This window comes from Streptomyces javensis (genome assembly GCF_039525925.1).
Classification (GTDB): Bacteria; Actinomycetota; Actinomycetes; order Streptomycetales; family Streptomycetaceae; genus Streptomyces; species Streptomyces asiaticus.
Genome location: NZ_BAAAIF010000079.1, coordinates 21,041 through 46,375 on the forward strand (window position 1 = coordinate 21,041; position 25,335 = coordinate 46,375).

Genomic DNA, 25,335 nt, shown 5'->3' on the forward strand with positions numbered 1-25,335 from the left:
TGTACTCCGTGCTTGGGCCCGCGTCAGGAATCGTTGCCGTCGAGGCTGTCGAGGTCGAGCGCCATGTCGATGAGGTGCTGGACGTCCATCTCGTCGATGGACTCCGCCCCGTCCTCGGCGCGGCTGGGGTCGGAAGTGGCGGCTTGCGGTTCGGCCAGCCGGAGCAGTGTGTCCAGCAGGCCGGCCTCCCGGATCCGGCTCATCGGGATGGTGGCCAGGGTGCGGCGCAGCTCGGCGTCCTGCGGGTCGAGGTCCACATCGGGCAGGGCGTGGCCGGGGCCGTGGCCCGGCCCGTCCGGGACCAGCTCGGTCAGCAGATGCTCGGCGAGCGCGGCCGGTGTCGGGTAGTCGTAGACCAGGCTGGCGGGCAGCTTGAGGCCGGTGGCCGCGCCGAGCCGGGTGCGCAGCTCGACCGCGGTGAGCGAGTCGAAGCCCAGCTCGTTGAAGGCGCGCCCGGCCTCGACCTCGTCGGCCGAGGCATGGCCGAGGGCGCTGGCCACATGGGTGCGGACCAGCTCGAGCACCGTGTCCTCGCGCTCGGTCGCGGACAGCCCGGCGAGCCGCTCGCGCAGGCCCGGCGCGCCGTCGGCCACCTCGTTCGCCTGATCGCCGTCACCGTCACCGCCGCGCAGGGCCTTGGCCACCCGCGGCAGATCGTCGATCAGCGGGCGGGGGCGGGCGGCGGTGAAGGCCGGGGCGAAACGCTCCCAGTCGACATCGGCCACCGTCACGGCGGTCTCCTCGCGGGAGAGCACCCGCTGGAAGGCGACCATGTTCACCTCCGGTGCCATCGGCGGCAGTCCACGGCGGCGCAGCTGCTCCTCGGCGTCGCCCTCGGCGGCCATGCCACCCTCCGCCCACGGGCCCCAGGCCACCGAGGTGGCGGGCAGGCCCCGGGCCCGGCGCTGTTCGGCCAGCGCGTCGAGGAACGCGTTTCCGGCCGCGTAGGCGCCCTGGCCGCCGCTGCCCCACACCCCGGCGATCGAGGAGAAGAGCACGAAGGCGTCCAGCGGGTCGGCGTCCGCGCCGAAGAGCGCGTCGAGGTGGACCGCACCGGTCGTCTTGGCGGCCACGATCCGGGCGAACTCGGGGAGTTCGGTGCCGGTGCCGGGCTCCTGGGAGATCCCGGCCGAGTGCACCACGGCCCGGACCGGCGTGCCGCCCAAGGCCAGCTTCTCCACCAGCGCGGCGAGCGCGTGGCGGTCGGCCACGTCGCACGCCTCGACGGTCACGGCGGTGTCGGTGCCGGACAGTTCGGCCACGATCTCGGCCGCGCCCGGCGCGTCGGGGCCACGGCGGCTGAGCAGCACCAGCCGCTCCGCGCCGTGGTCGGCCAGCCAGCGGGCCACATGCCGTCCCAGGGCGCCCGTGCCACCGGTCACCAGCACGGTGCCGCGCGGCGTCCAGGGCTCGGCGGCGGCGGTGGCCGCGGTGCGCGGGGCCGGGACGAGACGGCGTACGAAGACCCCGGTGGCGCGGATCGCCACCTGGTCCTCGTCGTCGGACCCGGCGAGCACGGCCGCGAGCCGGTCCAGCGCCCGCTCGTCCACGGTCTCCGGGAGGTCCACCAGACCGCCCCAGCGCTCGGGCTGCTCCAGGGCGACCACCCGGCCGTAGCCCCAGACCTGGGCCTGGGTGGCGCTGTCCAGCCGGTCGCCGCCGCCGGTCGAGACCGCGCCCCGGGTGGCGCACCACAGCGGCGCGGGGGCGTCGCCGCCCTGCCGCGCCGGGGCGTCGTCGCCGCGCCGCGCCAGCGCCTCGGCCAGCGCACCGGTCAGCGCGAGGCCGACCGGCACCGCCGGATGCTCCGGATGCGGCCGCTCGTCCAGCGCCAGCAGGGACAGCACCCCGGCCAGCGGGCCACCGGCCGACGCCGAGGCGAGACGGTCGGCCACGGCGGCGGGGTCGGTGTCGGCGGCGTCCAGTTCCAGCGTGACGACCCGCACACCGCGCCGGGCCAGGTCGTCGGCCACGGCGGTGATCCGGGGGTCGTCGGCGTGGCTCGCCGGGACGACGGTCAGCCAGGTGCCGGACGGAGCCGGGGCGCCCGAAGAACCGCTCTGCGGACGCGGCTTCCACACCACGTTGTAGAGGTGGCCGTCGGCGGCGGACCGCTCGCGCTGGGCGCGGCGCCACGACGACAGGGCGGGGAGCACCGCGCTGAGCGGCTGGTCGCCCTCGACCCGCAGCTCACCGGCGAGCGACTCCCAGTCCTCGCGCTCGACCGCCTCCCAGAACCGCGCGTCCACCGCGTCCACGGCGCCCTCGGCCGTGGCCCCGGCCGCCAGGGCGGGCTCCGGCCAGTAGCGGCGGCGCTGGAACGCGTACGTCGGCAGGTCCACGCGGTGTGCGCCGGTCCCGGCGAAGTACCCGGCCCAGTCCACCTCGGCGCCCCGGACATACGCCTGGGCGAGCGCGGTGGTGACCGTCTCCACCTCGGGGCGGTCCTTGCGCAGCGCGGCGGCGAAGGCGGTGTCCTCGCCGGTCACACAGTCCTGGGCCATGGCGGTCAGCACACCGTCGGGGCCGAGCTCGACGTAGGTGGTGACGCCATGGGCCTCCAACGTCCGCACGCCGTCGAGGAAGCGGACCGCCTCGCGGACGTGGCGCACCCAGAAGTCGGGGCTGGTGATCTCCTCGGTGGAGACCAGCTCGCCCGTCAGATTGGACACGATCGGGATGCGCGGGGGTTCGTACGCAAGCCCCTGCGCGACCTCGCGGAACGCGTCCAACATCCCGTCCATGCGCGGCGAGTGGAAGGCGTGGCTCACGGTGAGCCGCTTGGTCTTACGGCCCTGGGCCTCGAAACCGGACGCGATCGCGACAGCCGCGTCCTCATCACCCGCGATGACCACCGAGGTCGGCCCGTTGAGCGCGGCGATCGAGACACGCTCGCTGAGCAGCGGCGTCACCTCTTCCTCGGACGCCTGGACCGCGATCATCGCGCCACCGGCCGGAAGCTCCTGCATCAGACGGCCACGCGCCGCCACCAGCTTCGCGGCATCCGCGAGCGAGAACACACCGGCCACATGCGCGGCCGCCAGCTCACCGATCGAGTGCCCGGACAGGAAGTCCGCCTTCAGACCCCACGCCTCGACCAGCCGGAACAGCGCCACCTCGACCGCGAACAGCGCGGGCTGGGTGAACCCCGTCCGATCCAGCGCCTCCGCGTCATCCCCGAACAGCACGTCCCGCAGCGGCCGTTCGAGATGCCGGTCCAGCTCCGCGCACACCGCGTCCAGCGCCTCCGCGAACACGGGATAGGCGTCGTAGAGCTCACGGCCCATTCCCAGCCGCTGGCTGCCCTGCCCCGTGAACAGGAACGCCACCTTGCCACCGGCCGCCGAACCCTGCACGAGCCCCGCCGCACCGCGCCCCTCGGCCAGTGCCGCGAGCTGGTCGCCGAGGAGGTCGCCGTCCCGGCCGAGCAGCACGGCCCGGTGTTCCAGGGCGGCACGCGAGGTGGCCAGGGAGTACGCGAGGTCGAGCGGGCGCGGCGCGTCGGCTCCGGCGGCCACGGAGGGGCGCAGCCGTGCGGCCTGGGCCCGTAGCGCGTCCTCGGTACGGCCCGAGACCGGCCAGGCGAGGACGGGCAGGGACCGCTCCGGGACGGGCGCGGAGACCGCGTCCATGGCCGGGGCCTGCTCGATGATCGCGTGCGAGTTGGTGCCGCTGAAGCCGAACGACGACACGCCCGCGCGGCGCGGACGGCCGGTCTCCGGCCAGGGCCGGGCCTCGGTCAGCAGCTCGATGTCACCCGCGGTCCAGTCGACGTGCGGGGTCGGCTCGCTGACGTGCAGGGTCCGCGGCAGCACACCGTGCCGCATCGCCATGACCATCTTCATGATGCCGGCGGCGCCCGCCACGGCCTGGGTGTGGCCGATGTTGGACTTCACCGAGCCCAGCCACAGCGGCCGGTCCTCGGGCCGGTCCTGGCCGTAGGTGGCCAGCAGCGCCTGGGCCTCGATCGGGTCCCCCAGCGTCGTACCCGTGCCGTGTGCCTCCACGGCGTCGATGTCCGTGGCCGAAAGCCCGGCGCTGGCGAGGGCCTGCCGGATGACGCGCTGCTGGGACGGGCCGTTCGGCGCCGTCAGACCGTTGGACGCGCCGTCCTGGTTGATGGCGGTGGCGCGCAGCACGGCGAGCACCGGGTGGCCGTTCCTACGGGCGTCGGAGAGCCGCTCCACCAGGAACAGGCCCACGCCCTCGGACCAGTTGGTGCCGTCCGCGTCCGCCGAGAACGCCTTGATCCGGCCGTCGGCGGCCAGTCCGCGCTGCCGGCTGAACTCCAGGAAGGCGCCCGGGGTGGACATGACCGTGACGGCACCGGCCAGCGCGAGCGAGCATTCGCCGTTGCGCAGCGCCTGCGCCGCCAGGTGCAGCGCCACCACCGATGACGAGCAGGCGGTGTCGATGGTGACCGCGGGGCCTTCGAGCCCGAAGGCGTAGGAGAGGCGGCCGGAGGCCACGCTGGAGGAGTTGCCGGTGCCGAGGTGGCCCTCGAGGCCCCGCGGCTCATTCAGCCACAGGGTCAGGTAGTCCTGGTCGTTGGAGCCGATGTACACGCCGGTACGGCTGCCGCGCAGCGCGGCCGGGTCGATGCCCGCGCGCTCGAACGCCTCCCAGGTGGTCTCCATCAGCAGCCGCTGCTGCGGATCCATGGCCAGCGCCTCGCGCGGCGAGATGCCGAAGAACGGGGCGTCGAAGTCGGCCACGTCGTGCAGGAAGCCGCCCTCGCGGGTGTAGCTGGTGCCCTCGAGGTCGGGGTCGTCGCTGTAGAGCGTGGCGAGGTCCCAGCCGCGGTCGGCGGGGAACGGGGTGATGGCGTCGTCACCCGCCACCAGCAACTGCCACAGCTCCTCGGGCGAGTGCACCCCGCCGGGGAAGCGGCAGCTCATGGCGACGATCGCGATCGGGTCGTCGCGGTCCACCGCGCTGATCACCCGGTCGGGCACGTTTCCGTCGGCCGGGTCCCCGACGATCTCCTGGCGCAGATGGCCCGCCAGGGCGGTCGAGGTGGGGTAGTCGAAGACGAGCGTCGGCGGCAGCCGCAGCCCGGTGGCCTCGCGCAGCAGGTTGCGCAGCTCGACGGCGGTCAGGGAGTCGAAGCCCAGGTCCTTGAACGCCCGGCCCTCCTCGACGGCCTGCGGGCCCGCATAGCCGAGGACGGCCGCCACCTGCGTTCGGACCAGGTCCAGCAGCAGCCGGTCCTGCTCGGCCGCGCTCAGCCCGGCCAGCCGCTCCGCGAGCGCGGAACCGCCGCCCGCGGCGGTGTCCACCGCGCGGCGCACCGGGACCCGCACCAGCCCGCGCAGCAGCGGCGCGAGCGCGCCCGCCGCGGCCTGGGCGCGCAGCGCCACGGCGTCCACGCGCATCGGGACCGGTGCCATCTCGTCCGTGGTGAGCGCGGCGTCGAGGAGCGCCAGGCCCTCCGCCGGGGACAGCGGCGGCAGTCCGGCGCGCCGCATCCGGGCGATGTCGGCCTCGTCCAGGCCACCGGCCATCCCGGCGCCCGCCCAGGGGCCCCAGGCCAGTGAGACGGCGGGCAGGCCCTCGGCGCGGCGGTGTACGGCGAGGGCGTCGAGGAAGGCGTTGGCGGCCGCGTAGTTGCCCTGGCCCGGGGTGCCGAACACGCCCGAGGCGGAGGAGAACAGCACGAAGGCGGTCAGGTCCAGCTCGCGGGTGAGCTCATGCAGATTCCACGCCGCGTCCACCTTCGGGCGCATGACGTTCGCTACGCGCTCGGGAGTGAGCGAGCCGATCACACCGTCGTCCAGCACACCGGCGGTGTGCACGACGGCGGTCAGCGGATGCTCGGCGGGGACGGCGGCGAGGGTCGCGGCGAGCGCGTCCCGGTCCGCCACATCACACGCCGACCAGCGCACGCTCGCGCCCAACTCGGCCAGCTCCGTGGTGAGTTCGGCCGCACCCGGCGCCTTGTCGCCACGACGGCTCACCAGCAGCAGCTGCCGTACGCCACGCTCGGCCACCAGATGCCGCGCCACCAGACCGCCCAGCGAACCGGACGCGCCGGTCACCAACACCGTGCCCGCGGGGTCGAAGGCGTTCTCGGTGGTCGGCTCGTCCGCGACCGGCACCCTGGCCAGCCTCGGGATACGGGCCGCGCCCGCACGGACGGCCAACTGCTCCTCGCCCGCCGCCAGCGCGGCCGGAAGGGCCGCCAGCGACGCGTCCTGGCCGTCGATGTCCAGGAGGACGAAGCGGTCCGGGTTCTCGGCCTGCGCCGTGCGCAGCAGTCCCTGGACGGCGGCGCCCGCGAGGTCCACCACCGGCTCGTCGGTCGCGGTGGCCACGGCCCCCGAGGTCAGCAGGACCAGACGTGAGTCCGTGAAGCGGTCGTCGGCCAGCCATTGCTGGAGCAGCCCCAGCACCTGGGTGGTGGCCTGGTGCGCCGTGGTGGCGGGCGAGGGGCTTTCCCCCACCCCGCCCCTTCCCGCAGCATCGATATGCGGCTCCGCCGCGTGGATGGGCTCCGCCCCTTGACCCCGGTCCTCAAGCGCCGGACGGGCTGGAGATGCCGCACCCGCGCAGTCGAGTGCCGCGCCGTCCGCGTGCGGGTGGGTACGCCCTTCGGGCGTGTCCTCAAACGCCGGACGGGCTTGAATTGCCGCACCCGGGCGTTCAAGTGCCGGGCACACCACTACGTACTCCGGCAGCGCCGTTCCGGAATCGACGGCCTCGGCCAGCTCCGCGAGGTCCGCGTATGCCGTGGCACCCAATCCGAACGCGTCCGTGCCCAGCACCGCCCAGCGGCCGTCGGCCGAGTCCACAGGCACGGGCGTCGTCGTCCACTCCACGCGGAACAGCGACTCGTGGTACGCCGCCCGCGCGGCCCGCACCTGCTCCGCCGACACGGCGCGCAGGACCAGCGAGTCCACGGCCGCGACCGGCGCACCGGACGCGTCCGCGATCTCCAGCCGGACACCGTCCGCGCCGCGCAGCTCAAGCCGCACCCGCAGCGCCGAGGCGCCGCTCGCGTACAACGACACGCCGCTCCAGGCGAACGGCAGCCGCCCCTGGCCGTCGCCGTCGCCCAGGCCGTCCAGGGCGAGCGCGTGCAGCGCCGAGTCGAGCAGCGCCGGGTGCAGGCCGTACGCCTGCGCGTCGGACGCGCCGGACTCGTCCAGCCGCACCTCGGCGAAGAGTTCGTCGCCGCGCCGCCACGCGGCCGTGAGCCCCTGGAACACCGGGCCGTACCGCAGCCCGCCGTCCGCGAGCGCCGCGTACAGCTCCTCGGTACGGGCCGCCTCGGCACCCTGCGGCGGCCAGGCCGTCAGCGCGAACGACGGCCGGGGCGCGCCCGTGGCGAGCACACCGTCGGCGTGTCGCGTCCACGGCTCCTCGGCCGGGGCGTCCTCCGCGCGGGACAGCACGGTCAGCGACCGCCGTCCGGCGCCATCGGGCGCGCCGACGGTGAGCTGAAGCCGGACGCCACCGCGTGCGGGCAGCACCAGCGGGGCGTGCAGGGTCAGCTCGTCGAGCAGATCGCAGCCGACCTGGTCACCGGCGCGGACGGCAAGCTCCACGAAGGCCGTGCCGGGCAGCACCACCGCGCCCCGCACCACATGGTCGGCCAGCCACGGATGCGTATCCACACCCAGCCGTCCCGTGAACACCAGCCCATCGGTCTCCGCCAGCGGCACGGCGGCGCCGAGCAGCGGATGCCCGGCCAACTCCAGGCCCACCGAGGCCACATCGCCCACGGAGGCGGCGCCCGGCTCCAGCCAGAACCGCTCGTGCTGGAAGGCGTACGTCGGCAGATCGACGTGGTGGGCGTCCCTACCGGCGAAGTATCCGGTCCAGTCCACCGCCACACCGCGCACATGGGCGCGGGCGACGGCCGTGGTCAGCGCCTCCGCCTCGGGACGGCCCTTGCGCAGCGCGGAGACGAAACCGGCCGCGTCGGCATCGGTCACACACTCCTGCGCCATCGCGGTCAGGACCCCGTCCGGACCAAGCTCGATGAACGTGGTGACATCGCGCGCTTCGAGAGTGCGGACGCCATCCAGGAAGCGCACGGCCTCGCGGACGTGCCGCACCCAGAAGTCGGGGGTCGTGATCTCGTCGGCGGACACCACGCCACCGGTCAGATTCGACACGATCGGAATCTTCGGAGCCTCGTACGACAGGCCCTCGGCCACCTCGCGGAAGGCGTCCAACATCCCGTCCATACGCGGCGAATGGAACGCATGGCTGACCGTGAGCCGCTTGGTCTTACGACCCCGCGCCTCAAAACCAGCCGCGATCGCGACGGCCGCGTCCTCATCACCCGCGATGACCACCGACGACGGCCCATTGAGCGCGGCGATCGACACCCGCTCGGTGAGCAGCGGCGCCACCTCGTCCTCCGACGCCTGCACCGCGATCATCGCGCCACCCGCCGGAAGCGCCTGCATCAACCGGCCACGCGCCGCCACCAACGTCGCCGCGTCCGCCAGCGACAGCACACCCGCCACATGCGCGGCGGCCACCTCACCGATCGAATGCCCCGACAGATAGTCGGGCCGCAGCCCCCACGCATCCGACACCAGCCGGAACAACGCCACCTCGACCGCGAACAGCGCGGGCTGAGTGAAACCGGTCCGGTCGAGCGCCTCGGCATCGTCCCCGAACAGCACGTCCTTCAGCGGCCGCTCAAGATGCGGATCCAGCTCCGCACACACCGCGTCCAGCGCCTCCGCGAACACCGGATAGGCGTCGTACAGCTCACGCCCCATCCCCAGCCGCTGACTCCCCTGCCCCGTGAACAGGAACGCCGTCTCGCCCTCGGTGACCGTGCCCTCGATCAGCCCCGGCGCGGACTCCCCCCGCGCCAGCGCTTCCAGACCGGCGGCCAGTCCGGCGCGGTCCTCGCCCACGAGCACCGCGCGCCGCTCCAGCGCCGCCCGGCCGGTGGCCAGTGAGTGGGCCACATCGGCGGCGCCGAGGGCGGGTTCGCGGTCGAGGTGGGAGGCGAGGCGCCGGGCGTTGTCGCGCAGCGCCGCCGCGTTCCTGGCGGAGAGGGGCCACGGCAGCACGGCGGCGGTGACCGGCGCGGCGTTCGCGGCCGGGGTGGCGTCCCCGTCCGGCGCCGGGGAATCTTCCGGGGCCTCCGGCTCGGGGGCCTGCTCCAGGATGGTGTGGGCGTTGGTGCCGCTCACGCCGAAGGCCGAGACACCGGCCCGGCGCGGCCTGCCGGTCTCGTCCCAGGGCCGGGCCTCGGTCAGCAGGGACACCTCGCCCGCCGTCCAGTCCACGGTCGGGGACGGCTCATCGACGTGGAGGGTCTTGGGCATGAGGCCGTGGCGTATCGCCATGACCATCTTGATGACGCCCGCGACGCCCGCCGCCGCCTGGGCGTGGCCCAGGTTGGACTTGAGCGAGCCCAGCCACAGCGGCCGCCCCTCGGGCCGCTCCTGGCCGTAGGTGGCGAGCAGGGCCTGCGCCTCGATGGGGTCGCCCAGCGTGGTGCCTGTGCCGTGCGCCTCGACGACGTCGATCTCGGCGGCGGACAGCCGGGCGTTCTCCAGCGCCTGGCGGATGACGCGCCGCTGCGACGGGCCGTTCGGCGCGGTCAGACCGTTCGACGCGCCGTCCTGGTTCACCGCGCTGCCGCGCACCACGGCCAGCACCTGGTGGCCGTTGCGCCGCGCGTCGGACAGCCGCTCGACCAGCAGTACCCCGACGCCCTCGGACCAGCCGGTGCCGTCCGCCGACGCGGCGAAGGACTTGCAGCGGCCGTCGGGGGCGAGGCCGCGCTGGCGGCTGAACTCCACGAAGACATCGGGGTTGGGCATCACGGTGACGCCGCCGACGAGGGCGAGCGAGCATTCGCGCTGCCGCAGCGCCTGGGCCGCCCAGTGCAGCGCGACCAGCGACGACGAGCAGGCCGTGTCGATCGTGGCGGCCGGGCCCTCGAGGCCGAAGGTGTAGGCGATACGGCCGGACAGCACGCTGGTGGCGCCGCCGGTGAGCAGCAGGCCCTCCAGCTCCTCCGGCGCGCCCTGGACATCGGAGCCGTAGCCCATGGCCGAGGCGCCCACATACACGCCGGTGCGGCTGCCCTTGACGGACGTCGGGTCGATTCCCGCGCGCTCGAAAGCCTCCCAGGACGTTTCCAGCAGCAGCCGCTGCTGCGGGTCCATGGCGAGCGCCTCGCGCGGCGAAATGCCGAAGAATCCGGGGTCGAATTCGGCGGCGCCGTCGAGGAATCCACCGCCGCTGTTGTAGAAGGTGCCCTTGCGGTCGGGGTCCGGATCGGCCAGTCCCTCGATGTCCCAGCCTCGGTCGGCGGGGAATCCGGAAATGGCGTCACCACCCTCCGCGACCAGCTGCCACAGATCCTCGGGCGAACCGACGCCACCGGGGAAACGGCAGCTCATCGCCACAATGGCGATCGGTTCCTGCGCGTCCGCCTCCACCTCGGTCAGGCGGCGTCGGGCCCGGCGCAGCTCAGTGGTCATCCACTTCAGATTGTCGAGAAGCTTCTCTTCGTTCGCGCTAGCCACGGAAACGTCACCTCCTGAGGTCGGTTGAATTGAGGGCGGTCATCACGTCAGGACCTTCCGAATTCATTGTTGATGATGTCGAAGATGTCTTCGGCGGAGGCGGCGTCGAGATCGAGTCCATCGTCGTCGGCACCGTCGGCGCCCGCCGCGCTCTCGTTCTCGTTCCAGGTCCGCAACAGCGCTTCGAGGCGCGCGGTGACCCGCTCGCGTTCCGTCGCGTCGTCGGAGACGTTGGAAAGGGTGAATTCCAGCTTGTCGATTTCGGCGAGGACGGGGAGTCCGGGTGTGGTGTCCTCGCCGAGCAGGTCGGCGCGCAGCACACCGGCGAGCGCGCTGGGCGTCGGGTGGTCGAAGACCAGGGTGGCGGTGAGCCGGAGTCCGGTGGCCGCGCCCAGCCGGTTGCGGAGTTCGACGGCGGTGAGGGAGTCGAAGCCCAGCTCCTTGAAGGCCCGGCCCGCCTGGACGGCCGTGGTGTCGTCGTGTCCGAGGACGGCGGCGACCTCCGTACGGACGAGGTCGAGCAGGGCCTTCTCGGCCTCGGGCCCGGTGAGCCCCGCGAGCCGCTGCCGCAGGGCCTCCGCCGGGGCCTCGGCCGAACCGCCGCCCGTACCGTCCGCGCCCGTCGCCGGGTCCGCCGCGAAGGCCGCGCGGACCTCCGGCAGATCGGCGATGAGCGGGCGGGGGCGGGCCGCGGCGAAGGCGGGCGCGAAGCGGCCCCAGTCCACGTCGGCCACGGCGACAGCGGTCTCGTTCCGGTCCAGCGCCTGCTGGAGGGCGGCGATGGCGGAGTGCGGGGCCATCACCGGCAGGCCACGGCGGCGCAGTTGTTCGGCCGCCTCGTCGTCGGCGACGAGCCCGCCGTCCGCCCACGGGCCCCAGGCCACCGAGGTGGCGGCGAGGCCACGGGCCCGGCGCTGTTCGGCCAGCGCGTCGAGGAACGCGTTTCCGGCCGCGTAGGCGCCCTGGCCGCCGCTGCCCCACACCGCGGCGATCGAGGAGAACAGCACGAAGGCGTCCAGCTCGGTGTCGCCGAGCAGCGCGTCCAGATGGGCCGCGCCCGCGACCTTGGCGGCCACCACATCGGCGTCATCGGCCGGGGTGGTCTCCGCGAGCGGCGCGAACTGCCCGGCGCCCGCCGCGTGCACGACGGCCGTGAGCGGGTGCCGCGGGTGTTCGTCGCGGATCCGGGCCAGCAGCCCGGCCACCGCGTCCCGGTCGGTCACATCGCAGGCGGTGACGGTCACCTGGGTGCCGGACGCGGCGAGTTCGTCGCGCAGCTCGGTGGCGCCGGGGGCGTCGGGGCCACGGCGGCTGGTGAGCACCAGGTGCTCGGCGCCGTTCTCCGCCAGCCAGCGGGCCACATGGGCGCCCAGCGAGCCGGTGCCGCCGGTGACCAGGACCGTGCCACGCGGCCGCCAGGGCGCGCCGGTGGCCGGGGCGCGCTCGGCGTGGGCGAGCCGCCGGGCCAGGACTCCGGCCGTACGGATCGCCAGCTGGTCCTCGTCGCCATCGCCGTGTCCGCCGAGCACACCGGCCAGGCGGTCGGCGGCCCGCTCGTCGAGCGTGGCGGGCAGGTCGATCAGACCGCCCCAGCGCTCGGGGTGCTCCAGCGCGACCACCCGGCCCAGGCCCCAGATCTGCGCCTGCGCGGCGCTGCCGACCGGCTCCGAGGCGGCGGTGGCGACGGCGCCGGTGGTGGCGCACCACAGCGGGGCGTCAAGGCCCGCGTCCCCGAGCGCCCGCACCAGCACTCCGGTGCGCAGCAGCCCGGTGGGCACGGCCGGGTGGTCGGGGTGCGGACGCTCGTCCAGCGCGAGCAGCGACAGCACGCCGTGCACGGGCTCGTCGGCCGCGGCCCGGCGGATCCGGTCGGCCAGGGCGTCCCGGTCGAGATCGCCGCTGTCCGCTGTGCCAATGGCCGCGCCGTCGGCCGCGATGCGGCGGATGGCGGCGCCCCGGTCGGCCAGTGCCGCCACGATCCGCCGCACGGTGTCGGCGTGGCCCGCGGACGCGGCGGGTTCGGCGACCAGCCAGACGCCGGGGGCGGCGGCCAACCGGGGCTCCTCCAGCGGCTTCCAGGTGACGCGGTAGCGCCAGCCGTCGAGCGCGGACTGCTCGTGCTCACGCCGCCGCCACGCGGACAGCGCCGGGAGCAGCGCGCTGAGCGGCTGGTCCACGTCGATGCCCACGGCGTCCGACAGCGCGGCGAGGTCATCGCCCTCGACCGCCTCCCAGAACCGGGCGCCGGCCGTGTCGAGGTCCGTGGCCTCCTGGCCTGACGTGGACCGCGCGGTGCCCTCGAGCCAGTAGCGCCGCCGCTGGAACGCGTACGTGGGCAGCTCGACGCGGCGGGCGCCGGTCCCGGCGAACAGCGCCTCCCAGTCCAGCGCCGCGCCCCGGACGTGCAGCGTGGCGAGGGCGCCGGTCAGCGTCTCGGTCTCGGGGCGCCCGGCGCGCAGCACGGGCACGAAGGCCACGTCCTCGGCGCCCTCGTTCCCGGCGGTGACACAGTCCTGCGCCATGGCGGACAGCACCCCGTCCGGGCCCAGTTCGACGTAGGTGGTGACGCCCTGGGCCTCCAGGGCGCGGACCCCGTCGAGGAAGCGGACGGCGTGGCGGACGTGGCGCACCCAGTAGTCGGCGGCCATGCCCAGCTCGTCGGAGATCTGCTGTCCGGTGACGGTGGAGACGATCGGGATGCGCGGCGCGTTGTAGGTCAGCCCCTCGGCGACCTTGCGGAACTCGGCGAGCATGCCGTCCATCAGCGGGGAGTGGAACGCGTGGCTCACGGTGAGCCGCTTGGTCTTGCGGCCCCGCTCCTGGAACGACGCCGCGATCGCGACCGCCGCGTCCTCGTCGCCCGCGATGACCACAGACGTGGGCCCGTTGAGCGCGGCGATGCCGACACGCTCGGTGAGCAGCGGCCCGACCTCCTCCTCCGCCGCCTGGAGCGCGATCATCGCGCCGCCGGAGGGCAGTTCCTGCATCAGCCGGCCGCGCGCGGCGACCAGCGTGGCGGCGTCCTCCAGCGACAGCACCCCGGCCACGTGCGCCGCGGCCAATTCGCCGATGGAGTGCCCGGTCAGGACGTCCGGCCGCAGCCCGGCGGCCTCGGCCAGCCGGAACAGCGCCACCTCGACGGCGAACAGCGCGGGCTGGGTGAATCCGGTCCGGTCCAGCGGCTCCTCGTCGTCCCCGAACAGCACGTCGTACAGCGGCCGTTCCAGGTGCCGGTCGAGCTCGGCGCAGACCGCGTCCAGCGCCTCCGCGAAGACGGGGCTGGCCTCGTACAGCTCACGGCCCATGCCCAGCCGCTGGCTGCCCTGCCCGGTGAAGAGCACGGCGGTACGGCCCTCCGCGGGCACGCCCCGGACCAGCTGTGCGGCGGACTCGCCGCGCGCGAGGGCGGTGAGCCCCGCGAGCAGCCGGTCCCGGTCCTGGCCGAGGACCACCGCGCGGTGCTCCAGGGCGGACCGGGTGGTGGCCAGCGAGTACGCCACGTCCACCGCGTCGAGCCCGGCGTCGGCCTCGAGGTGGGCGCGCAGCCGCTCGGCCTGGGCCCGCAGCGCGTCCTCGCCCTTGGCCGACAGCGGCCAGGCCACCACATCGGGCCGTACGAGGGGGCGTCGCGGTGTGCTGTCATTCGCCGCGTCGTGGACGGGTGCCTGCTCCAGCACCGTATGGGCATTGGTGCCGCTGAAGCCGAACGAGGAGACGCCCGCGCGGCGCGGACGGCCGGTCTCCGGCCACTCCACCTGCTCCGTCAGCAGCGACACCGCGCCCGCCGACCAGTCCACGTGCGACGACGGCTCGTCCACGTGCAGCGTCCGCGGCAGCACCCCGTGGCGCATCGCCAGCACCATCTTGATGACACCCGCGACACCGGCCGCGGCCTGGGTGTGGCCGATGTTGGACTTGATGGCGCCCAGCCACAGCGGCCGGTCCGCCTCCCGCTCCTGGCCGTAGGTGGCCAGCAGCGCCTGCGCCTCGATCGGGTCGCCCAGCCGGGTGCCGGTGCCATGGGCCTCGACGGCGTCCACCTCGGCGGCGGACAGCCCCGCACCGGCCAGCGCCTGGCGGATCACCCGCTGCTGGGCGGGGCCGTTGGGCGCGGTCAGGCCGTTGGAGGCGCCGTCCTGGTTGATGGCGGAGCCACGGACGAGCGCCAGCACCGGGTGGCCGTTGCGCCGCGCGTCCGACAGTCGCTCCACCAGCAGCATGCCGACGCCCTCGCCCCAGCCGGTGCCGTCCGCGCCGTCCGCGAACGCCTTGCAGCGGCCGTCCGGGGCCAGTCCGCGCTGCCGGCTGAACTCGATGTACGCGCCGGGGCTCGACATGACCGTCACACCGCCCGCGAGCGCGAGCGAGCACTCGCCCTGGCGCAGCGCCTGGATCGCCCAGTGCAGCGCCACCAGCGACGACGAGCACGCCGTGTCGACCGTGACCGCCGGGCCCTCCAGGCCGAAGGTGTAGGCGAGCCGGCCGGAGACCACGCTGGCCGCGTTGCCCGTGCCCAGGTAGCCCTCGACGCCCTCGGGGACGGTGTGCAGCGAGGCGTCGTAGTCCTGCCCGTTGGAGCCGACGAACACCCCGGCGGAGGTACCGCGCAGCGCCGCCGGGTCGATGCCCGCGCGCTCGAACGCCTCCCAGGAGGTCTCCAGCAGCAGCCGCTGCTGCGGGTCCATGGCCAGTGCCTCACGCGGCGAGATCCCGAAGAACGCGGCGTCGAAGTGGCCCGCGTCGTAGAGGAATCCGCCCTCGCGTGCGTAGAAGGTGCCGCGCGTGTCCGGGTCCGGGTCGTAGAGCGCGTCCAGGTCCCAGCCGCGGTCGGCCGGGAACTCGGCGATGGCGTCCCCGCCCGCGGTGAGGAGCTGCCACAGCTCCTCGGGCGACCGCACCCCGCCCGGGAAGCGGCAGCTCATGGCGACGATGGCGATCGGGTCGTCATCGGCGGCGGCCGTCACGGTCGTGCTGTGTGTGGGCTCGGTGGCGGTGCTCGTTCCGATGAGCTCGCCGCGCAGATAGCCCGCGAGGGCGGAGGCCGTCGGGTAGTCGAAGACCAGGGTGGCGGGCAGCTGGACACCGCTGGCGGCGCCGAGCCGGTTGCGCAGCTCGACGGCGGTCAGCGAGTCGAAGCCCAGCTCGCCGAAGGCACGGTCGGCGCCGATGGACTCCGAGCCGTCGTGTCCGAGCACCGCGGCCACCTGCGTACGGACCAGGTCGAGCAGCAGCCGGTCCCGCTCCGCCTCGCCCAGCCCGGCCAGCCGGGCGGCGAGCGAGGAGCCGTCGGCGGCGGGCCCGGTGGCGGTGGCCTCCGCCGCCGCGCGGATCTCCGGGAGGTCCGTGAGCAGACGGCTGGGCCGGGCCGCGGTGAGGTCCGGTGCGAACCGGTCCCAGTCGATGTCCGCGACCGTGACCACCGTGTCGTCGAGGTCGAGCGCCCGCTGAAGCGCGCCGATCGCCAACTCGGCGTCCATCGGCGGCAGTCCACCGCGCCGCAGACGCTGCTCCAGCGCACCGTCCGCGGCCATCCCGCCCTCGGCCCACGGGCCCCAGGCGATCGAGGTGGCGGGCAGGCCCTCGGCGCGCCGCCGCTCGGCGAGCGCGTCCACGTAGGCGTTGGCGGCCGCGTAGTTGCCCTGTCCGGCGGCGCCGAACGTGCCGCTGATCGAGGAGAACAATACGAAGGCCGTCAGCTCCCGATCGCGCGTCAGCTCGTCGAGATGGGCCGCAGCGGCCGCTTTGGCGCGCAGGACGCCGGTGAAGCGCTCGGGGGTGAGCGAGTCCAGTACGCCGTCGTCCAGCACCCCGGCCGTGTGCACCACACCGGTCAGCGGCAGCTCGGCCGGGACGTCGGCGAGGAGCGCCTCGACCTGGGCGCGGTCGGCCACATCGCACGCGGCGACCGTCACCCGGGCGCCGGACGCCGCGAGTTCGTCGCGGAGTTCGGCGGCGCCGGGGGCGTCGAGGCCACGGCGGCTGGTGAGCAGCACATGCTCGGCGCCGCCCGCGACCAGCCAGCGGGCCACCCGCGCGCCCAGCGCGCCCGTACCGCCGGTGACCAGGGTCGTACCGGCGCCCGGCGTCCAGGAGCCACTGGCGGACGCGGGCACGGAGGCCCGGACGAGGCGGCGTCCGAACACGCCCGACGCCCGCACCGCCACCTGGTCCTCGCCATCGGCATGGCCACCGGCACCGGCCAGCACCTCCGCCAGCCGTCCCAGCGCACGCTCGTCGGCCGTCTCCGGGAGGTCGACCAGGCCGCCCCAGCGCTCGGGCACCTCCAGCGCGGCCACCCGGCCAAGGCCCCAGAGCCGCGCCTGCGCGGGGCTGACCGTTCCGTCCGAACGGCCCACGGCCACCGCGCCCCGCGTGGCCACCCACAGCGGCGCACCGATGCCCGCGTCGCCCAGCGTCTGCGTCAGCGCGGCCGTCCGCAGCAGGCCGTCACCGTTGCCATCGCCGTCCGCGAGGGCCAGCAGGGAGAGCACACCGCCGGTCACGGGCGCGTCGCCGATGGCCCGGGCCAGCCGCTCGGCCACCGCGGCGCGGTCGTCGTCGGCGGTCAGCTCGACGCGGTGTACGTCGAGGCCACGGTCGTGCAGCAGCCGTACGGCACCCGCGACCCAGGCGTCCTCGGACGCCTCGGCCGGTACCACCACGAGCCAGCCGCCGCTCAGGGACGCGGCGGAACGGTCGGTGACCGGCTTCCACGACACCCGGTAGCGCCAGCCGTCCACCGTCGAACGCTCCGACTGCTGCCGCCGCCACGACGACAGCGAGGGCAGCAGGGCCTCCAGCGCGCCGTTGTCCTCGGTGTCGAGATTCAGGGTCTCGGCGAGCGAGGCCAGGTCCGCGCGCTCGACGGCCTCCCAGAAGCGGGCGTCGACGGCGCTCTGAGCCGTGGCCCCGGGGGCGGCGGTGGCCGTCCGCACGTCCAGCCAGTAGCGCCGCCGCTGGAAGGCGTACGTCGGCAGCTCCACGCGCCGCGCGCCGGTTCCGGCGTAGAACGCCTCCCAGTCCGGGGCGAACCCCCGGGTGTGCAGGGCGGCGAGTGCGGTGGTGACGGTCTCGGCCTCGGGGCGGCCACCGCGCAGGGCGGCGACGAAGCCCGCCGTGTCACCTTCGGTGAGGCAGTCCTGGCCCATGGCGGAGAGCACACCGTCGGGGCCGAGTTCGAGGTAGGTGGTGACGCCCTGGGCCTCCATCGTCCGCACGCCGTCGAGGAAGCGCACGGCCTCGCGGACGTGGCGCACCCAGAAGCCGGGAGTGGTGATCTCCTCGGCGGAGACGACCGCGCCGGTGAGGTTGGAGACGATCGGGATGCGCGGAGCCTCGTACGACAGCCCCTCGGCGACCTCGTGGAAGGCGTCCAACATGCCGTCCATGCGCGGCGAGTGGAAGGCGTGGCTCACGGTGAGCCGCTTGGTCTTACGGCCCTGGGCCTGGAAACGTGCCGCGATCTCGAGTGCCGCGTCCTCGTCACCCGCGATGACCACCGACGTCGGCCCGTTGAGCGCGGCGATCGAGACCCGCTCGGTGAGCAGCGGCGCCACCTCGTCCTCGGACGCCTGCACCGCGATCATCGCGCCACCCGCCGGAAGCTCCTGCATCAACCGCCCACGCGCCGCCACCAGCTTCGCGGCATCCGCCAGCGAGAGCACACCCGCGACATGCGCGGCGGCCAGCTCACCGATCGAATGCCCGGAGAGGACATCGGGCCGCAGCCCCCACGCATCCGATACCAGCCGGAACAACGCCACCTCAACCGCGAACAACGCGGGCTGGGTGAGCCCCGTCCGATCCAGCGCCTCGGCGTCACCCCCGAACAGCACATCCCGCAGCGGCCGTTCGAGATGCGCGTCCAGCTCGTCGCACACCGCGTCGAACGCCTCCGCGAACACCGGATAGGTGTCGTACAGCTCACGCCCCATCCCCAGCCGCTGGCTCCCCTGCCCGGTGAACAGGAAGGCCAGCTTCCCGGCCACCGGCGAGCCCTGTACCAGTCCCGTGGCCGGTTCGCCGGAGGCCAGCGCCTCCAGGGCGCGCAGGAAGCCGTCGCGGCCGTCGGCCACCAGCACCGCGCGGTCCTCGAAGGCGGTGCGCCCGGCGGCCAGGGTGTAGCCGATGGCCGCCAGGTCCGCGTCCTCGTCGGTGGCGCGCAGCCGGTCGCGCAGACGGCGGGCCTGGTCGCGCAGCGCGTCGCCGCCCACGGCCGACAGCGGCCACGGCAGCACCGGCGGTACGGCGGACGGCCGCGCCACCGCGTCCTCGCGGTCCTCGGCGGCCGACGGCTGCTCGATGATGGTGTGCGCGTTGGTGCCGCTGATGCCGAACGACGACACACCGGCGCGGCGCGGGCGGCCGGTCTCCGGCCACGCCATCGGCTCGGTCAGCAGCGAGACCGCGCCCTCCTCCCAATCGACGTTCCGGGAGGGCGCGTCCACGTGCAGCGTCCGCGGCAGCACACCGTGCCGCATGGCCATCACCATCTTGATGATGCCCGCGACACCGGCGGCGGCCTGCGTGTGGCCGATGTTGGACTTGATGGACCCGAGCCACAGCGGTCGCTCCGGGGCACGCTCCTGCCCGTACGTGGCCAGCAGCGCCTGCGCCTCGATCGGGTCACCCAGCGTCGTACCCGTACCGTGCGCCTCGACGACGTCCACGTCGCCGGCCGCCAGCCCGGCGGTGGCCAGCGCCTGGCGGATGACGCGCTGCTGGGACGGCCCGTTGGGCGCGGTGAGACCGTTCGAAGCGCCGTCCTGGTTGATGGCCGAGCCCCGGACCACCGCGAGCACCGGGTGGCCGTTGCGCCGCGCGTCCGACAGCCGCTCCACGAGCAGCATGCCCGCGCCCTCGGCCCAGCCCGTGCCATCGGCACCGGCCGCGAACGACTTGCAGCGGCCGTCCGTGGCCAGGCCGCGCTGGCGGCTGAAGTCGATGAACGTCTCGGGCGTGGCCATGACCGCCACACCGCCCGCCAGCGCCATCGTGCACTCGCCCGCGCGCAGCGCCTGGATCGCCCAGTGCAGCGCCACCAGCGACGACGAGCACGCCGTGTCCACGGTGACCGCCGGGCCCTCCAGCCCGAAGGTGTACGCCACCCGGCCGGAGGCGATGGAGCCCGCGTTGCCGGTGCCGATGTAGCCCTCGACACCGTCGGGGATGCCGTCGAGGCCGGTCACGTAGTCGTGGTACATGACGCCCGCGAAGACTCCGACCCTGCTGCCGCGCACCCGCGTCGGGTCGATGCCCGCGCGCTCGAACGCCTCCCACGACGTCTCCAGCAGCAACCGCTGCTGCGGGTCCATCGCGAGCGCCTCACGCGGCGAGATCCCGAAGAAGTCCGGGTCGAAGTCGGCGGCGTCGTGCAGGAAGCCGCCCTCGCGGGTGTACGACGTGCCCGCGTGGTCGGGGTCCGGGTGGTAGATGCCGTCGAGGTCCCAGCCACGGTCCACGGGGAAGCCGGAGATGCCGTCGCCGCCGGTGGCGACGAGCTCCCACAGCTCCTCCGGGGTGCGCACCCCGCCCGGGTAGCGGCAGCTCATGCCGACGATGACGATCGGGTCGTCGTCGAGCGCCGTGGCCGCCCCCGTCCGTACGGGCACCAGCGGCGCGGTGGTCTCCTCGGCGCCCAGCAGCTCCTCGCGCAGATGGCCGGCGAGCGCGGTGGGGGTCGGGTAGTCGAAGACGAGCGTCGCCGGGAGCCGCAGCCCGGTGACGGTCTTGAGGTCGTTGCGGAGTTCGACGGCGGTGAGCGAGTCGAAGCCCAGCTCCTTGAACGCCCGCCCGGCCTCGACGGCGTCCGGGCCCGCGTAACCGAGCACGGCGGCGACCCGGCCGCACACCAACTCCAGCAGCTCACGGTCCTGTTCGGGCCGCGCGAGCCCGGCGAGGCGCTGGGCGAGCGAGGAGCCGTCGGCGGTGGCGGCCGTGGCGGCGGCCCGCCGGACCGGGGTCCGCACCAGGCCCCGGAACAGGGCCGGTACGGTCCCGGTCGCCTCGGTGCGCAGTCCCGCGTAGTCGAGCCGCATCGGGAACAGCACGGCGGAACGGTCGGCGCGGGCCGCGTCGAAGAGCGCGAGCCCCTCGTCGGCGGCGATCGGGGCGACCCCGCCGCGCGCGATGCGCCGCAGGTCCACCTCGTCCAGCGCGCTGCCCATGCCGGCACCGGCCCACAGCCCCCAGGCCAGCGCGGTGGCCGGGAGCCCCTGGGCGGCGCGGTGCTGGGCGAGCGCCTCCAGGAAGGAGTTGGCGGCGGCGTAGCTCGCCTGTCCGGGCGCGCCGAACACGGCGGCGGCACCGGAGAACAGCACGAACGCGGACAGCTCGTGGCCACGGGTCAGCTCGTGCAGGTTGAGCGCCGCGTCCACCTTGGGGCGCAGTACGCGTGCCACCCGCTCGGGCGTCAGCGAGCCGAGGACGCCGTCGTCCAGGACGCCCGCCGTGTGCACCACGGCGGTCAGCGGATGCTCGGCCGGGACGGCGGCCAGGGTCGCGGCGAGCGCGTCGCGGTCGGCCACGTCGCAGGCCGCCCAGGTGACGGTGGCACCGGCCGCGGTGAGCTCGGCGCCCAGCTCCTCGGCGCCGTCGGCGTCGGCGCCACGGCGGCTGACCAGCAGCAGGTGGCGTACGCCGTGGGCGGTGACGAGGTGGCGGGCGAAGAGGCCGCCGAGGGTTCCGGAGGCACCGGTGATCAGGACGGTGCCGTTGGGGTCGTACGCCGGGGCGGTGACGGTTTCCGCACCGGTGCCTTCGGTGTTCGTGTCGTCCGTGACCGGCACCCGGGCCAGCCGTGGCGCGAGCGCCACGCCCGCGCGCAGCGCCAGCTCCGCCTCGTCCACGCCGAGCGCGGCGGGCACCGTACGGTACGAGCCCTCCTCGCCGTCCACGTCCAGCAGCACCAGACGGCCCGGGTTCTCCGACTGCGCGGAGCGGAACAGACCGCGCACGGCGGCGTACGGCAGATCCGCCACGCCCGCGCCCGGCTCGGTCTCCACCGCGCCCCGGGTCAGCAGCACCAGCCGCGACCCGGCGAACCGCTCATCGGCCAGCCACTCCTGGAGCAGGGCGAGCATGGTCCGGGTCGCCCCGTGCACGGCCGACGCGTCGCCGTCACCACCGATGCCATTCAGCAGGACGGTGTCGGGCGCGGGCGCCCCGGACTCCACGGCCGTCCGCAGCACCGCCAGATCGCGGTACGCCGCGATCCGGATCCCGGTCCCGAACGCGGCCTCCAGCGCGGCCAGTTCGGCGGCGTCAGCGCCGAGCACCGCCCAGTCGCCCGTGGCCGCGCCGGTCGCGGGCGCCGGAACCGCCGTCCAGTCCAGCCGGAACAGCGACTCGTGCAGCCCGCCGCGCGCCGCGCGCACCTGGTCGGCCGAGGCCGCCCGCAGCGCCACGGACTCGACCGTGGCCACCGGGCGGCCCGTGCCGTCGGCCACCAGCAGCGAGACCGCGTTCGACGACCGCTCGGACAGCCGCACCCGCAGCGCACCCGCCCCGGCCGCGTGCAGCTGGACGCCGTTCCACGCGAACGGCAGCAGCGCGCCCTCGGCGAGCGCCGACTCGCGGTCGGCGCTGTCGAGGCCGATGACGTGCAGCGCGGCATCGAGCAGGGCCGGGTGCAGCCCGAACCGCTCGGCCTCGGCGCCGGACGTCAGCGGCGCGTCCTCGGGGAAGCCCACCTCGGCGTAGAGGTTCCCGCCGAGCCGCCAGGCGCCCTTGAGCCCTTGGAACACCGGCCCGTAGCCGAGGCCCGCCCCGGCCAGTTCCTGGTACAGCCCCTCGACCGCGATCGGCGTCGCGCCCTGCGGCGGCCATACGGCCAGCTCATCGGGGTGGCCGGACTCGGGCGTCCGGGCGCCGGGGGCGAGCACACCGGTGGCGTGGCGCGCCCACGGCTCGGTGCCGAGCGCGTCCTGCCGACGCGAGTGCAGGCTGAAGGAACGGCGGCCGGACTCGTCCGGCCCGTCCACGACGAGCTGCACCCGCACCCCGGTGTGCTCGGGCAGTACGAGCGGGGCTTCGAGGGTGAGTTCGTCCAGCCGCTCACAGCCGACCTGGGCGCCCGCCGTGCTCGCCAGCTCGACGAAGGCGGTGCCGGGCAACAGCACGGTGTCCATGACCGCGTGGTCGGCCAGCCAGGGGTGGGTACGGGTGGAGAGCACCCCGGTGAGCAGGAGGCCATCGGCGTCCGCGAGCGCGACGGCGGCGCCGAGGAGCGGGTGGTCGATGTCGCCCAGCCCGATCGACTCGGGGTCGCCCGCCGCGAGGGCGGCGGCGCTGGGCCAGTAGCGCTGCCGCTGGAAGGCGTAGGTGGGCAGCTCGGCCGGGTCCACGGGCGCGGCGCCCGCACCGGCGAACACGGCCGCCCAGTCCGGCGTCACACCACGGACATGCGCGCGTGCGACGGCCGAGAGCAGCGCCTCGGCCTCGGGGCGGTCCTTGCGCAGCGCGGCGGCGAAGGCGGGCTCCTCGTCGCCTGTCACGCACTCCTGCGCCATCGCGGACAGGACACCGTCGGGGCCGAGTTCCAGGTAGGTGGTGACGCCCTGGGCCTCGAGGGTGCGGATGCCGTCGAGGAAGCGGACGGCCTCGCGGACATGGCGGACCCAGAAGTCGGGGGTCGTGATCTCGTCAGTGGAGACGACGTTCCCGGTGAGGTTGGAGACGATCGGGATGCGCGGGGCCTCGTACGACAGCCCCTCGGCGACCTCGCGGAACGCCTCCAGCATCCCGTCCATGCGCGGGGAATGGAACGCGTGGCTGACCGTGAGCCGCTTGGCCTTACGGCCCTGGGCCTCGAAACCGGACGCGATCGCGGCAGCCGCGTCCTCGTCGCCCGCGATGACCACGGAGGCCGGGCCGTTGAGCGCGGCGATCGAGACCCGCTCGGTGAGCAGCGGCGCCACCTCGTCCTCGGACGCCTGGACGGCGATCATCGCGCCACCGGACGGAAGCGCCTGCATCAGACGGCCACGCGCCGCCACCAGCTTCGCGGCATCCGCCAGCGAGAACACACCCGCCACATGCGCGGCGGCCAGTTCGCCGATCGAGTGACCGGAGAGGAAGTCCGGCGTCAGACCCCACGCCTCCGAGACCAACCGGAACAACGCCACCTCAACCGCGAACAGCGCGGGCTGAGTGAACCCCGTCCGATCCAGTACCGCCGCGTCATCCCCGAACAACACATCCCGCAACGGCCGCTCAAGATGCAGGTCCAGATGCGCACACACCTCATCCAGCGCATCCGCGAAGACGGGGAAGGCGTCGTAGAGCTCACGGCCCATCCCCAGCCGCTGACTCCCCTGCCCCGTGAACAGGAACGCCACCTTGCCCTCGGTGACCGTCCCCTCGACCACCCCCGGGACGGACTCGCCCCGGGCCAGCGCGTCGAGTGTCCGCAGCAGTTCGTCCCGGTCGCCGACGGTCAGCACCGCGCGCCGCTCCAGGGCGGCGCGGCCGACGGCCAGGGCGTGGGCGACGTCGAGCGGCGCCGACTCGGGCCGCGCCGCGATGTGGGTGTGCAGCCGCGCGGCCTGCTCCCGCAGCGCTTCGGCGTTCTTGGCCGACAGGGCGAACGGCAGAAGGCCGCCGAGGCCGTTCCGCTCGGGTGCCTCGGCCGATGCGTCGACCGCCGGGGCCTGCTCGATGATGGTGTGCGCGTTGGTGCCGCTGATGCCGAACGACGACACACCGGCGCGGCGCGGACGGCCCGTCTCCGGCCACTCCACCCGCTCGCTCAGCAGCGCGACCGCGCCCGCCGACCAGTCCACATGCGGCGACGGCGCGTCAACGTGCAAGGTCTGCGGCAACACACCGTGCCGCATGGCGAGGACCATCTTGATGATGCCCGCGACACCGGCCGCCGCCTGCGTATGACCGATGTTGGACTTGATGGACCCCAGCCACAACGGCCGCTCCGGGGCACGCTCCTGCCCGTAGGTGGCCAGCAGCGCCTGTGCCTCGATCGGGTCACCCAGCGTCGTACCCGTGCCATGTGCCTCGACGACATCGACATCGCCGGTCGTCAGCCCGGCGCTGGTCAGCGCCTGCCGGATGACGCGCTGCTGGGAAGGGCCGTTCGGCGCCGTCAGACCATTGGACGCACCGTCCTGGTTGATCGCGGAGCCGCGTACGACCGCGAGCACCGGGTGGCCGTTGCGCCGCGCGTCCGACAGCCGCTCCACGAGCAGCATGCCCGCGCCCTCGCCCCAGCCGGTGCCGTCCGCACCGGCCGCGAACGCCTTGATCCGGCCATCGGCGGCCAGTCCGCGCTGACGGCTGAAGTCGATGAAGTTCTCGGGGGTGGACATCACCGTGACGCCGCCCGCGAGCGCCATCGTGCACTCGCCCTGCCGCAGCGCCTGCACCGCCAGATGCAGGGCCACCAGGGAGGACGAGCAGGCCGTGTCGACCGTGACGGCCGGGCCTTCGAGACCGAAGGTGTACGCCACCCGCCCGGACACCACGCTCGCCGCGTTGCCCGTGCCCAGATGGCCCTCAAGGCCCTCGGGCGCCCGCATCAGCAGCGACAGATAGTCCTGGCCGTTGGTCCCGGCGAAGACACCGATCTGCTGACCGCGCAACGCACCCGGGTCGATGCCCGCGCGCTCGAACGCCTCCCAGGATGTCTCCAGCAGCAACCGCTGCTGCGGATCCATCGCGAGGGCCTCACGCGGCGAGATGCCGAAGAACGAGGCGTCGAAGTCCCCGGCGTCGTAAAGGAAACCGCCCTCACGCGTGTACGACGTCCCCTGACGATCCGGGTCCGGGTCGTACAGCCCCGCCAGATCCCAGCCACGGTCCGACGGGAACTCCG

General features: G+C 74.5%; 2 protein-coding genes. Both read right to left on the bottom strand.

Going from position 1 to position 25,335, the window contains the following annotated elements; translation table 11 throughout:
- Positions 1–23 precede the first annotated feature (23 nt).
- Positions 24–10,508 (bottom strand): type I polyketide synthase, encoded by a 10,485-nt coding sequence (locus tag ABD329_RS40920; RefSeq protein WP_344317744.1) that lies wholly within the window; start codon positions 10,506–10,508, stop codon positions 24–26.
- A gap of 47 nt (positions 10,509–10,555) precedes the next feature.
- Positions 10,556–25,335 (bottom strand): type I polyketide synthase (locus ABD329_RS40925; RefSeq protein WP_344317746.1); only part of this gene is annotated, 14,780 nt, incomplete at its 5' end.